Origin of the sequence: Arthrobacter sp. ES3-54 (assembly GCF_029504395.1) — a bacterium.
In the GTDB taxonomy this organism is placed as follows: domain Bacteria; phylum Actinomycetota; class Actinomycetes; order Actinomycetales; family Micrococcaceae; genus Arthrobacter.
Map to the genome: position 1 here is coordinate 13,934 of NZ_JAQFIF010000015.1, position 13,426 is coordinate 27,359.

Consider the following 13,426-nt stretch of genomic DNA (forward strand, 5'->3'; position numbering starts at 1 on the left):
TGCTGCAGATGCTGGTGAGAAAGCAGCAGTGCCGGCAGCGACCTCGCCTGCAGTTGCTCCGACCACCGCACCCGCCACACTGACGGTGGGAAGCACCCCGCTTCGTCGCGGACTTCCCCGTGTCCCCGGTGGTGAACCGTGGCCGCCAGCTGGACTTGCTCCGACTACCAGCATGGTGGCAGCCGCTGCCGCCCCTGCGGTGCAGGCGGGTCCCGAACAGATTGCGCAGGCCCCTGCCCCGGCCGCCAGCGTGGCGGAGACCGGTGCCGAGGCGGTCAGCATCGTGGAGACCGTTGCCGCGGCGGAGCCACTAAGGACCGCGAGTGCACCCGCGGTCACAGCCGCCCCAGCATCGGCGGCACCGGCCGCCGCTCAAAAGCCCGCCGCCGCTGAAAAGCCCGTAAGGCCACAGGCCGAGGCGAGGCTCTACGGATCGCGCACCCTGGGCCAGTGGATCAAGCTCGGCGTGCTCCTCGCGCTCGGCGCCGTGGCCGCCGCCGGGATTCTTGTGCTCGCCGCGCGCGGTGTGACCACGCTGCCGGGCGTGCCGGAGTTCCTTGAGCGGTACCCCGGTGTGTATCAGCTGCCCGATACGGCCGAGCCCGGATTCCCGTGGTGGGCGCAGTGGGCGCACTTCTTCAACATTTTCCTGATGGTTCTCATCATTCGCTCCGGTTATCAGGTGCGCACCGAGCAGAAGCCTCCGGCGTTCTGGACGCCGAATCGCGGTGGCAAGAAAATCAGCATCAACCTGTGGCTGCACCAGTCGCTCGACATTTTGTGGCTGGCCAACGGACTCATCTTTGTGGTGCTGCTGTTTGCCACCGGCCGCTGGATGCGGATCGTACCGAGCAGCTGGGAGGCGTTCCCGAACGCGCTCTCCGCGCTCCTGCAGTACATGACGCTGGACTGGCCCGTTGAGTCCGGCTGGGTGAACTACAACAGCCTCCAGCAGATCATGTACTTCGTGGTGGTGTTCATCGCGGCCCCGCTCGCGGCGATCACGGGTGTGCGCATGAGCGAGTTCTGGCCGAAGGACGAGAAGACGCTGAACAAGGTCTACCCGGTGGAAGTTGCGCGCGCGATCCACTTCCCGACGATGCTGTTTTTCGTGCTGTTCATCCTCATCCACGTGTTCCTGGTGTTCGCGACCGGTGCGCTGCGCAACCTGAACCACATGTTCGGCGGCACTGACGAGGTGAACTGGGTCGGGTTCTGGCTCTTCGCCGCCGCAATCGCCATCACGGCGGCCGGGTGGTACGCCGCCCGCCCGCTCGTGCTCGCACCAATCGCGAAGCTGTTCGGTCAGGTGAGCAGTCGCTAGGCTTCACCGCCTGCACAGGGAGGATCCACTCAAGCGGACGACGGCGGGACCTCCCGCCGTCGTCCGCTGGCGTTTTGTCAGTTTCCAGTTTTGTCAGTTTCCATAGGTCAGTGCCTGCGACAGGATCACTGCCAACAGGGCACCGGCCGCGAGAATGACAGCCCAAGTTTCCCTGCGTAACCGCCGATCAGCGCGCTTCCGGTGCGATGTTTCGCGCGCTGGCCTGGGCCGGCTACGCGTTGATTTCGACCCGAACATAATCCTCCCGGTGGAACATTCGCCGTTCGGACCAGCCGTCAAGGACAACCCAGATGATGGATCCGTCAGGCGTGGTGCCGTCCACGGTGCCGGAGCCGATAATGCGGCCGTCCCGCGAGAGCCTCACTGACCGTCCGACGGGCAAGGCGTTCCAAGACACGCGGCGCCAGCGTGGCACATTTGTCGGTTTCATGGCCTACCGCAAAATGACTGTGCGGTTGCCGAGCAGCAGGATCCTGCCATCACAATGCCAGCGGACGGCGTTGCGGAGGGCCGCGCATTCGGCGTCCCGGCCCACAGCCACCAGGTCATCGGCGGTGTACGTGTGGTCCACCTCGATGACCTGCTGGGAAATGATCGGGCCCTCGTCGAGTTCGGCGTTGACGTAGTGAGCCGTGGCGCCCACGGTCTTGACGCCGCGGTCGTAGGCCTGGTGGTACGGCTTTGCGCCTTTGAAGCTGGGCAGGAACGAGTGGTGGATGTTGATGGTCCGTCCTGCCAGCTGAGCCGAGAGCTCATCGCTCAGTACCTGCATGTAACGGGCCAGGACCACGAGTTCCACGTCGAAGGCGTCCACCAGCTCCATTAGCCGGGCCTCCGCCTCGGGCTTGGTGTCCTTGGTGACTGGCAGGTGGAAGAACGGGATGCCGTGCCACTGGACCAGGTCCTCCTGGTCGCGGTGGTTGGACACCACCGCCACGATCTCCACCGGGATGTCGCCGGTGCGTGCCCGGAAGAGTAGATCGTTGAGGCAGTGGCCCATCTTGGACACCATCACCAGGACACGGCGTTTGCGGCCCTGCGGTTCCAGCTGCCAATTCATCTCCCACTTCTCGGCCACGGGCATGAAGTCACGGCGCAGGTCCTCGGTGCTGAAATATTCCTGCCCTGAGGAGGATTCGGAGGAGGAACCCGAGGAAAAGTGGACGCGCATAAAGAAGTGCCGTTGCCCCTTGTCCCCGTACTGCTTGATGTCCAGGATGTCGCAGCCGTGGCTGAGCAGGAATCCCGAGACCGAGTGGACGATGCCCGGCGACTCCACACAGTCGACGGTCAGGATGTGCTCTGCCGTGGGACCGGGTTCCACAGGTGCAGGCTCGGGGCTGTTTGGGGTCTGTGCGGTCATTTCTGCACCTTCTCGAACTTTCGCGCAACAGCTGATTCCTCTTCCTGCGCGAGATCAGTCTGGAAGCTTGCATAGCGGGCCAGGTGCGCGGGGCGCCGGCGCAGCACCAACCACGCGGCGCCGAGCAGGATGAACCAGACCGGCGTGACCAGGAGCGCCAGAAGCGTGTCCGGCTGCGTGGTCAGCGCCCAGAGAACGAAGGCGAAGAACGCGAAGACCACGCAGACCATGGGGATTCCTCCCGGCATCTGGAACTTGGACGCCTCATGCAGGTGCGGGCGGCGACGGCGGAAGGCCAGGTAACTGGCCAGGATGATGGACCACACGAACACGAAGCAGACGGCGGACACGGTGGTCACCATGTCGAAGGCCTTCCCGATGTCCTGTCCGGCGTACATCAGCACCACGCCGGAGAGCAGGAGGACGCAGGACAGGAACAGGGCGTTCTGCGGCACCTTGCGCCGGGACAGGCTGCTGAAGACTGACGGCGCGTCGCCCTCCTGCGCCAGCCCGTAGACCATGCGCGAGGTGGAGTAGATGCCGGAGTTGGCCGAGGACATGGCCGAGCTGAGCACCACCAGGTTCACGATCGTTGCCGCAGCTCCGAGCCCGGCCAGGGAGAACATGGCGATGAACGGGCTGTGGCCAGCCTGGAACTGGGTCCAGGGAGTGACAGACATCAGGATGATCAGGGCGCCCACGTAGAAGAGCAGCACGCGGATGGGGATGGAGTTGATGGCCTTCGGCAGGCTCTTCTCCGGGTCCTTGGCCTCGGCGGCGGTGGTGCCCACCAGTTCAATGCCCACGAAGGCGAACACTGCGATCTGGAAGCCGGCCACAAAACCCATGAACTCGTTCGGGAAGAAACCGCCGTGGCTCCACAGATTCGAGAAGCTGGCAGGGCCGGCGTCGGACTGGAAACCGCTGAAGATCATGAACAGGCCCACCACGATGAGCGCCGCGATCGCGATGATCTTGATCAGCGCGAACCAGAACTCCGTCTCGCCGAACGCCTTCACCGTGGTGAGGTTCAGGAGCAGGAGGATGGCCACGGTGGCCAGGCCCGGGATCCACAGCGGCAGCCCCGGCCAGAGTTCCTCGGAGTAGCCTGCGATGGCGATGACGTCAGCGATTCCCGTGATCACCCAGCAGAACCAGTAGGTCCATCCGGTGAAGAAGCCGGCCCAGGGCCCGAGGAGGTCCGCTGCGAAGTCGCTGAAGGATTTGTAGTTCAGGTTGGAAAGCAGGAGCTCGCCCATGGCCCGCATCACGAAGAACAGCATGAAGCCGATGATCATGTAGACGAAGATGACGGAGGGTCCGGCCGCGGAGATGGTTTTGCCCGAGCCCATGAACAGGCCGGTGCCGATGGCGCCGCCAATGGCGATCAGCTGGATGTGCCGATTGCTGAGCTGCCGCTCAAGATGCGGTTCCTGGTGGGAAGTTACGGTTTCAGTTGTCACGTGCTGCTCCTCGAATCACTGCTGTCTGGAGTGCTGCTGAGATGGGCGCCTGACCCGGTCCGCCGGGAACCGAGTCAAGGCTGTTGAAGCTGTAGAGATGGATGCCCGCGAGGTTGCCAGGCTGGATTTCCAGCCCGGACACCAGGCTTTGCGGCGAGTAGTGGTCGCCGCTCAGGAGTTTGCGGGCCAGCGGGCCCTTCCGGCTCAGGAACTTCAGGGAACTTCCGACGCCGATCTGCGTCGCCAGGGAGACCAGTTTGGTCCGGGGCACGGACCCCGCCACGCCCGCCCAGACGGGCAGCTCAACGCCTTCGCGGCGCAGGAGCGCCGCGTAATCAAGGATTTTCTCCGGGGCGAAGCACATCTGGGTGACAACGTGCGATGCCAGGTGCTGTTTTGCCAGGAGGGCGTCCAGCATGTCCACGGGCCCGGCGGAGGGGTGGCCCTCCGGGTAGCCCGCAATGCCTGCCCGCATCAACCCGCCGGTGTACTGCGCTATGTCCTCCAGCACAGGAAGGGCGGACTCATACGGGCCGGCCGGCTGCTTCCGGTCCCCGCCGATGACAAACACCTCGCGGATGCCGGCGGCATCGCAGTCGCGGAGGATTCCGGTCAGCTCGGCCCGGTCATGCAGGCTCCGCGCGGCGAGGTGCGGGATGACGGTGTAGCCCAGCACGCCAAGCTGCACGGCAGTGCGCATGGTCCGCTCGATGCCGTGATGGGGCAGGCACGTCACCGTGAGCGTGGTGGTCAGCGGCACCAGGTCCGTGACCCGCTCAACGATTCCCGCGGAAGGGATGATTTCTATTCTGATGGGGAACATCATTGGTCCTCTCAATGCATCAGGTTTTGGGGCATCAGGTTTTGGGCATCAGGGTTGGGTTGTTCAGGCCGTAGCCGCGAGCAGCGAGCTGGCTTCCTGGCGGGTGCTGCCCGAACTTACGATGTGCGCGAGCTCGGCCGGGATTTCCCAGCCCTTCTTGCGCATCGCGGTGGCCCAGAGCCGGCCGGCGCGGTACGAGGAACGCACCAGGGGCCCGGACATGACGCCGAGGAAGCCGATCTCGTCCGCTTCGTGCTGCAGGTCCACGAATTCCTGCGGCTTGACCCAGCGGTCCACCGGCAGGTGGCGTTCGGAGGGGCGGAGGTACTGGGTGATGGTGATCAGGTCGCAGCCGGCCTCGTGCAGGTCCCGCAGCGCCTCGGAGATTTCCTCGCGGGTCTCGCCCATGCCCAGGATCAGGTTGGACTTGGTCACCATGCCGAGCTTGCGGCCCTGAGTGATGACGTCCAGGGAGCGGTCGTAGCGGAACGCCGGGCGGATCCGCTTGAAGATCCGGGGCACGGTTTCGACGTTGTGGGCGAAGACCTCGGGCTTGGAGTCGCAGATCGCCTCGATGTGCTCGGGCTTGCCGGAGAAATCGGGGATCAGCAGTTCGACGCCGGTGCCCGGGTTCAGCTCGTGGATCTTGCGGACCGTCTCGGCGTACAGCCAGACGCCCTCGTCGGCGAGGTCGTCGCGGGCCACACCGGTCACGGTGGCGTAGCGCAGCTGCATGGCCTGGACCGAGCGGGCCACCTTGATGGGCTCGAACATGTCCACGGGCGAGGGCTTGCCGGTGTCGATCTGGCAGAAATCGCAGCGCCGGGTGCATTCGGAGCCGCCGATCAGGAAGGTCGCTTCCTTGTCTTCCCAGCATTCGAAGATGTTCGGGCAGCCGGCCTCTTCACACACCGTGTGGAGGCCTTCCTTCTTGACGAGGTTCTTGAGCTGGACGAACTCCGGGCCCATCTGGACCTTGGCCTTGATCCATTCCGGCTTACGTTCCACCGGTATGGCCGCGTTTCGCTGCTCAATGCGCAGCATCTTCCGGCCTTCTGGTGCCAGTGTCATAGTTCTCTTTCCTTCAGCATTCGACGACGTTGACGGCGAGGCCGCCCATGGCCGTTTCCTTGTATTTGGAGCTCATGTCCTTGCCGGTCTCCCGCATGGTCACGATGACCTCGTCCAGGGAGACCCGGTGGGTGCCGTCGCCCCACAGGGCCATCTTGGCGGCGTTGATGGCCTTCGCGGCGGCGATCGCGTTGCGTTCGATGCACGGGACCTGGACGAGCCCGCCGATCGGATCGCAGGTCAGGCCCAGGTTGTGCTCCATCGCGATTTCCGCGGCGTTCTCCACCTGTTGGGGGGTGCCGCCCATGACTTCGGCCAGGCCGGCGGCCGCCATCGAGGACGCCGAGCCGACCTCGCCCTGGCAGCCGACCTCGGCGCCGGAGATGGACGCCTGCTCCTTGTAGAGCACCCCGATGGCGCCGGCGGTCAGCAGGAACTTGACCACGACGTCGTCGCGGTCGGCCTGGGTTGCCTTGTCCATGCCGGGGGCGAAGTGCAGCGCGTAGTAGAGCACGGCCGGGATGATGCCCGCGGCGCCGTTGGTGGGCGCGGTGACCACGCGCCCGCCGGAGGCGTTTTCCTCATTCACGGCCAGGGCGATCAGGTTGACCCATTCCTGCCAGTACTTCGGGTCCCGGAAGTCGGGGTCCTGGCCCAGGGTTTCCTTCATGAGCCGCTCGTGCCAGTCGGGGGCGCGGCGGCGGACCTTGAGCCCGCCGGGCAGCAGCCCGGTGCGCTTGAGGCTGACCTCGACGCAGCCTTCCATCACCGAGTAGACGTGCAGCAGGCCCTCGCGGATCTCCGCTTCCGTCCGGCTGTCCTCTTCGTTGATCCGCATCACCTCGCTGATGCTCAGCGAGGTCTTCCGGCAGTGCTCCAGGAGTTCGGCGGCCGTGCGGAAGGGCAGCGGGAGTTCCTTCTTCGATTCCGCGAGTTCCTTCAGGGCCGCGTCCTCCTCGCCGTCGCGGACAATGAAGCCGCCGCCGACGGAGAAGAACGTGGCCTGGTGCAGGGTTTCGCCCGCGGCGTCGGAGACCGTGAACGTCATCCCGTTGGTGTGCCGGGGCAGGATGGTCAGCGGCCGCAGGACCATGTCCTTCACCCCGTAGGGCAGGGCGACGGATCCGGCCAGCTGCAGGGTGCCGGTCTCGGCGATCGTGGCCAGCCGGTCCTCCACTTCCGCGGGCAGGATCTGCTCGGGGTGGAAGCCCTCGAGTCCGAGCAGGATGGCCGTCATGGTGCCGTGGCCGTGGCCCGTGGCAGCGAGGGAGCCGTAGAGGTCCACCCGCAACGACGCCACCTCTGCCAGCTTGCCGAGGGACTTGAGTTCTTCGGCGAAGACGGCGGCGGCCCGCATGGGGCCCACGGTGTGCGAGCTCGAGGGTCCGATTCCGATGGAAAAAAGGTCAAAGACTCCAACTGCCATGATGCGTACCTTCCGCGGAGAAAGAGAAATGATGGTCAATGACTAGAGGCGAGGCTCATCGCACCGGTCCCGGCCCCCCAATGACCCTGGACCGGTGCGATGATGCGCCCGTTGAGCATTAGGCGATGTTCGCAACCGAGGGGTAGAGCGGGTGGGCGGCGGCGAGGGCCTCCACCCTGGTGCGCAGGCCGGACAGGTCCGCGCCGGCGTCGGCGGTCAAAGCCTCGGCGATGATGTCCGCAACCTCGGCGAAGGCTGCCTCGCCGAAGCCGCGGGTAGCCAGCGCCGGGGTGCCGATGCGCAGCCCGGAGGTGACCATCGGCGGGCGCGGATCGAACGGGACGGCGTTGCGGTTGACGGTGATGTCGATGTCCGCCAAGCGGTCCTCGGCTTCCTGCCCGTTGAGCTCGCAGTCGCGCAGGTCCACCAGGACCAGGTGCACATCGGTGCCGCCGGAGATCACGTTGATCCCCTTCGCGGTCACGTCCGGCTGGACCAGACGCTCGGCGAGGATCCTGGCACCGGCCAGGACACGCTCCTGGCGTTCCTTGAACTCCGGGGACGCGGCGATCTTGAACGCCACGGCCTTGCCGGCAATCACGTGCTCCAGCGGGCCGCCCTGCTGTCCGGGGAACACGGCGCTGTTGATCTTCTTGGCAATGTCGGCGTCGTTGGACAGGATGATGCCGCCGCGCGGACCGGCAAGGGTCTTGTGCGTCGTCGAGGTGGTGACGTGGGCGTGCGGAACCGGGGACGGGTGCAGCCCGGCCGCCACCAGTCCGGCGAAGTGGGCCATGTCCACCATCAGGTAGGCGCCCACCGAATCGGCGATCCGGCGGAACTCGGCGAAGTCCAGCTGCCGCGCGTACGCGGACCAGCCGGCCACGATCAGGGCCGGCTTGTGCTCCCGGGCCAGGCGCTCCACCTCGGCCATGTCAATCCGGTGGTCCTCCTCGCGGACCTGGTACGGGATGATGTTGTAGAGCCGGCCGGAGAAATTGATCTTCATCCCGTGCGTCAGGTGCCCGCCGTGCGCCAGGTTCAGGCCCATGATGGTGTCGCCCGGACGGATCAGGGCATGCATGACCGAAGCGTTGGCCTGCGCGCCGGAGTGCGGCTGGACGTTGGCGTACTCCGCGCCGAACAAGGCCTTAACCCGGTCGATCGCGAGCTGTTCGACCACGTCAACGTGCTCGCAGCCGCCGTAGTAGCGCTTGCCCGGGTAGCCCTCGGCGTACTTGTTGGTCAGCACCGAACCCTGCGCCTGCATGACAGCCCTGGCCGTGTGGTTCTCCGAGGCGATCATCTCCAGGCCATCGCGCTGGCGGCTGAGCTCGGCGTCGATCTTCGCGGCGATCTCCGGATCCAGCGCGGACAACTCCGCGTCCAGGCTCGCGGAAACGACCTGCTCAAACGCCACGGTCCCCGTCGCTGCCCCGCTCACAGTTCGCCACCGTTCTTGGCGGCGTACTCCTGGGCCGACATCAGCGGGCCTTCTTCGGTCACGGCGACTTTGAAGAGCCAGCCGGCCCCGTAGGGATCGCTGTTGATCAGCGCCGGATCGGAAACCACGTCGTCATTGATCTCCACTACCTCGCCGGTGACGGGGGCGTAGAGGTCCGAGACCGACTTGGTCGACTCGATCTCACCGCAGGTCTCCCCCGCGGTCACCGCGGAACCGACCTCGGGCAGGTCCACGTAGACGATGTCGCCCAGGGCGTCGGCGGCCACCGCCGAAATCCCAATTCCTGCAGGGCCCGATCCGTCGGCAGCAACCCACTCGTGTTCAGCGGAGTACTTCAGTTCGGCTACAACTTTGCTCATTTATCTCAATCCTTAAGTTCGTATTGGGTTTCGACAGGCTCAACCAGCGGCGGCTGGCTACTGTTGGCGCTTGTAGAACGGCAGTGCGACAACTTCGAAGGGCTCCGCCTTGCCGCGGAGGTCAATGTCCAGGGCGGTGCCCGGTGCGGCGTGTTCGACATCGACATAGGCCATGGCAACCGGGTAGCCCAGGGTGGGGCTCGGCTGTCCGGAGGTCACTTCGCCGACCACATTGCCGTCCTTGAGGACCGGGTAGTGGCTGCGGCCGGCGCGGCGGCCCAGACCCTTGAGGCCCACGAGTTTCCGGCCGGTGGTGGAACCTGCGCCGGCTGCCTTGAGCTCGCTCAGGGCAGCTTTGCCAATGAAGTCCGATTCCTTGGCGAGCGAGACGACCGGGCCCAGGCCTGCCGCGTACGGGTTGCCTTCGCGGGAGAGTTCGTTGCCATAGAGCGGCATGCCGGCTTCCAAGCGCAGCGAGTCACGGCAGGCCAGGCCGGCCGGGATGAGTCCGTGGCTGGCCCCGGTTTCCAGCAGTGCTTCCCAGAGGCCAGCGGCGTCCTCGTTGGGAAGGTAGATTTCGAAGCCGTCCTCGCCGGTGTAGCCGGTGCGGGCGAGGAGCAGATCCTGGACAGTACCGTTGACGGCGATACCTACCTCGACGGCAGCGTAGTACTTCAGCTCCGTAACCAGCGAGTGCTGCTCGGCCGGGACAAGGGTCAGCAGAATGGCTTCTGCGTTGGGGCCTTGGACGGCGATCAGCGACGTCTCAGCGGAGGCGTCCTGGACGGTGACGTCGAATCCGCCTTCTTGGGCAGAACCAGCCCTTTCGGCCAGTGCCGCGGCAACCACCACAGCGTTTCCGGCGTTGGGGACCACCAGGTACTTGTCCTCACCGCGACGGTAGGAGATGAGGTCATCGATGATGCCGCCGTCTTCCTGGCAGATCAGCGAGTACTTCGCTTTGCCTACGGCCACGGCCGACAGCTTGCCGGCCAGGGCGTAGTCCAGGAACGCTGCGGCGTCGGGGCCGGTGACCCAGACTTCGCCCATGTGCGAGAGGTCGAACAGGCCGGCCGCGTTGCGCACGGCATGGTGCTCGGCGAGTTCCGATTCATACTTGAGGGGCATCTGCCAGCCGCCGAAGTCGGTGAAGGACGCGCCCGCTTTCTTGTGCTCTTCATAGAGAGCGGTGTAGTTCTCAGTCATCAGAAATCCTTAGTTCTCGAATTCGGCAAGCGGAGGGCAGGAGCAGACCAGGTTCCGGTCTCCGGCGGCGCCGTCGATGCGTCCGACCGGCGGGAAGTATTTGTCCTGCCTGAGTGTGTGGACGGGGAACGCGGCCTGCTCACGCGGGTATGCCCGCTCCCAATCAGAGCTAACGACGGCGGCTGCCGTGTGGGGTGCGTTGCGCAGCGGGGAGTTCTCTACCATGAAATCGCCGTTGGCGACCTGGTCGATCTCCTGGCGGATGGTGATCATCGCCTCGATGAAGCGGTCGATCTCCGCAAGGTCCTCGGACTCGGTGGGCTCCACCATGAGGGTGCCCGCCACGGGGAAGGATAGCGTGGGGGCGTGGAAGCCGAAGTCGATGAGGCGCTTGGCCACGTCCTCGGCGGTCACGCCGGTCCTGGCCGTGAGTTCGCGCAGGTCCAGGATGCACTCGTGCGCCACCAGGCCGCTTTCCCCCGTGTAGAGAACCGGGAAGTGCTCATCCAGCCGGGATGCTATGTAGTTCGCCGCGAGCAGGGCCGACTTGGTGGCCTCGGTGAGGCCCTGGCCGCCCATCAACTTCACGTACGCCCAGGAGATCGGCAGGACACCGGCAGACCCGTAACGTGAAGCGGAGATCGCAGCACCAGTTCCTGGTTCGATGGCGCCGGCGTCGTGCGCCTTGTTCGCGTCCCCTGGCATGAACGGGGCCAGATGGGCCTTGGCAGCAACCGGGCCGACGCCCGGTCCGCCGCCGCCGTGCGGGATGCAGAAGGTCTTGTGTAGGTTCAGGTGCGAGACGTCGCCGCCGAACTTGCCCGGCTGGGCCAGGCCAACGAGCGCGTTGAGGTTGGCGCCGTCGACGTAGACCTGCCCGCCGGCCGCATGCACGGAGTCGCACACCTCGCGGACGTCGGCGTCGTACACCCCGTGGGTCGACGGGTAGGTGATCATGATCGCCGAGAGAACGTCCTTGTTGGCCTCGATCTTCGCCTGAAGATCGGCGTGGTCGATCGTTCCGTCCGATGCCGTGGCCACCACAACCACCTTCATGCCTGCCAGGACGGCCGAGGCCGCATTGGTGCCGTGGGCCGAGGCCGGGATCAGGCAGACGTTGCGCTGGGCGTCCCCGCGGGAGTGGTGGTAGCCGCGGATGGCCAGCAGGCCGGCGAGCTCGCCCTGCGAGCCGGCGTTGGGCTGGATCGAGACCTGGTCGTAGCCGGTGATTTCTGCGAGGTCACCTTCGAGGCCGCTGATGAGTTCCCGCCAGCCCTCGGTCTGGGAGTCCGGCGCGAACGGGTGGATGGAGGCGAATTCCGGCCATGAGATGGCTTCCATCTCGGACGTGGCGTTCAGCTTCATGGTGCAGGAGCCCAGCGGGATCATGGTGCGGTCCAGGGCGAGGTCGCGGTCCGAGAGTCGGCGGATGTAGCGCAGCAGCTGGGTTTCGGAACGGTGGGTGTTGAACACCGGGTGCTGCAGGAAGTCGGAGGTGCGCAGCACCGTCTCGGGCAGCTCGAAGCCCTTGGCCTCCACCACCGGACCGGCGCCAAAGGCGACGACCACCGCGGAGAGGACCTCCGGCGTCGTGGTTTCATCGACTGACACGCCAACTGTGTCCGCGTCGATGCGCCGCAGGTTGATGCCCCGGGCCTCGGCGGCGGCGATGACCTTGGCGGCCTTGCCCGGCACCCGGACCGTGAGGGTGTCGAAGAAGGAGTCGCTCACCAGTTCGAGGCCGACGATCTTCAGTGTTGCGGCGAGGGCGCGGGTGTTGTTGTGGACGGTCTCGGCGATCGCCTTCAGGCCCTCAGGGCCGTGGTAGACGGCGTAGAACGAGGACACGATGGCCAGCAGGGCCTGGGCGGTGCAGATGTTGGACGTGGCCTTTTCGCGGCGGATGTGCTGCTCGCGGGTCTGCAGGGCCAGCCGGTAAGCCGGGACGCCGGCGTTGTCTTTGGAGACGCCGACGATGCGGCCGGGGAGCGTGCGTTCCATCCCTTCCCGGACCGCCATGTACGCGGCGTGCGGGCCGCCGAAGAACAGCGGCACGCCCAGGCGCTGGGTGGAGCCGACGGCGATGTCCGCGCCCTGCTCGCCCGGAGGGGTGATCAGGGTGAGGGCCAAGAGGTCCGCGGCCACGGTGACGAGCGCGCCGCGTTCTTTAGCCTCCGCGATCACGCCGGACTGGTCCCACACCCGGCCGGAGACACCGGGCTGCTGCAGGACGACGCCGTTGATGTCGCCGCTGGGCAGGCCTTTGGAGAGGTCCGCGACTTCCACCTCGAAGCCGAGGGCTTCGGCGCGGCCCTTGACGATGGCGATGGTCTGTGGGAGGCAGTCGGCGTCGAGGACGGTCTTGGCCCCGGCAGCGGACTTGTTCTTGTTGGCCCTGCGCATCAGAAGCACGGCTTCGGCGACGGCGGTGGCCTCGTCGAGGAGGGATGCGTTGGCGACCGGGAGCGCGGTGAGGTCCTGGACCATGGTCTGGAAGTTCAGCAGCGCCTCGAGCCGGCCCTGGGAGATTTCGGGCTGGTAGGGAGTGTACGCGGTGTACCAGGCCGGGGCTTCGAGGATGTTGCGGCGGATCACCGGCGGGGTGACGGTGTCGTAGTAGCCCTGGCCGATCATCTGTACGGCGGTCTTGTTCTTGGCGGCGAGCTTGCGCAGTTCGGCCAGCACCTGGACTTCGCTGAGGGCGCTGTCCAGGGTGAGGGGCTTTTCCTGGCGGATGGAATCGGGGACTGCGTTGTCAACGAGGCCATCAACGCTGTCGTAGCCGACGGCCTTGAGCATGGTGTCGATGTCGGTCTGGCGGCGCGCGCCGATGTGGCGGTCTGCGAAGGTGGACGGGGACGATTGAACCGTCATGTGAGGAACTCCATAATTCAGGTGGCATCTT

11 protein-coding genes are annotated in these 13,426 nt (G+C 65.9%); 1 reads left to right on the forward strand and 10 read right to left on the reverse strand.

The window, feature by feature from the left end:
• Positions 1–172: 172 nt before the first annotated feature.
• On the forward strand, positions 173–1,324 hold the full coding sequence (locus tag M2428_RS18815) for a cytochrome b/b6 domain-containing protein (protein ID WP_346780760.1): 1,152 nt from the start codon (positions 173–175) through the stop codon (positions 1,322–1,324).
• 232 nt (positions 1,325–1,556) lie between these two features.
• Here M2428_RS18815 and M2428_RS18820 read toward each other — a convergent pair whose 3' ends face one another.
• The 10 genes from M2428_RS18820 to gcvP all read right to left on the reverse strand — a co-directional run bounded on the left by M2428_RS18820 (position 1,557) and on the right by gcvP (position 13,395).
• Entirely contained in the window at positions 1,557–1,709 is a 153-nt protein-coding gene (locus M2428_RS18820; protein WP_277527483.1) for a hypothetical protein, read from the reverse strand.
• A 69-nt stretch (positions 1,710–1,778) separates the two neighbouring features.
• On the reverse strand, positions 1,779–2,708 hold the full coding sequence (gene purU, locus M2428_RS18825) for a formyltetrahydrofolate deformylase (RefSeq protein WP_277527484.1): 930 nt from the start codon (positions 2,706–2,708) through the stop codon (positions 1,779–1,781).
• The gene (gene cycA, locus M2428_RS18830; protein WP_277527485.1) at positions 2,705–4,171 is read right to left on the reverse strand and encodes a D-serine/D-alanine/glycine transporter; all 1,467 of its coding nucleotides are present in this window, start codon (positions 4,169–4,171) and stop codon (positions 2,705–2,707) included. Before cycA ends, purU begins: the two co-directional genes overlap by 4 nt.
• Entirely contained in the window at positions 4,161–4,997 is an 837-nt protein-coding gene (locus M2428_RS18835; protein WP_277527486.1) for a methylenetetrahydrofolate reductase, read from the reverse strand. Before M2428_RS18835 ends, cycA begins: the two co-directional genes overlap by 11 nt.
• Before the next feature lie 60 nt (positions 4,998–5,057).
• Entirely contained in the window at positions 5,058–6,065 is a 1,008-nt protein-coding gene (gene lipA, locus M2428_RS18840) for a lipoyl synthase (RefSeq protein WP_277527488.1), read from the reverse strand.
• 13 nt (positions 6,066–6,078) lie between these two features.
• Entirely contained in the window at positions 6,079–7,491 is a 1,413-nt protein-coding gene (locus M2428_RS18845; protein WP_277527489.1) for an L-serine ammonia-lyase, read from the reverse strand.
• A gap of 118 nt (positions 7,492–7,609) precedes the next feature.
• Positions 7,610–8,935, reverse strand: coding sequence for a serine hydroxymethyltransferase (gene glyA, locus M2428_RS18850; RefSeq protein WP_277527490.1), 1,326 nt, complete (start codon positions 8,933–8,935; stop codon positions 7,610–7,612).
• The gene (gcvH, locus tag M2428_RS18855) at positions 8,932–9,315 is read right to left on the reverse strand and encodes a glycine cleavage system protein GcvH (RefSeq protein ID WP_277527491.1); all 384 of its coding nucleotides are present in this window, start codon (positions 9,313–9,315) and stop codon (positions 8,932–8,934) included. Before gcvH ends, glyA begins: the two co-directional genes overlap by 4 nt.
• 57 nt (positions 9,316–9,372) lie before the next feature.
• Positions 9,373–10,521: a glycine cleavage system aminomethyltransferase GcvT gene (gene gcvT, locus M2428_RS18860; protein ID WP_277527492.1), complete on the reverse strand. Its 1,149-nt coding sequence runs from the start codon at positions 10,519–10,521 to the stop codon at positions 9,373–9,375.
• A gap of 9 nt (positions 10,522–10,530) precedes the next feature.
• A complete protein-coding gene (gene gcvP, locus M2428_RS18865) occupies positions 10,531–13,395 on the reverse strand; it encodes an aminomethyl-transferring glycine dehydrogenase (RefSeq protein ID WP_277527493.1) in 2,865 nt (954 codons plus the stop codon).
• Positions 13,396–13,426: the final 31 nt, after the last annotated feature.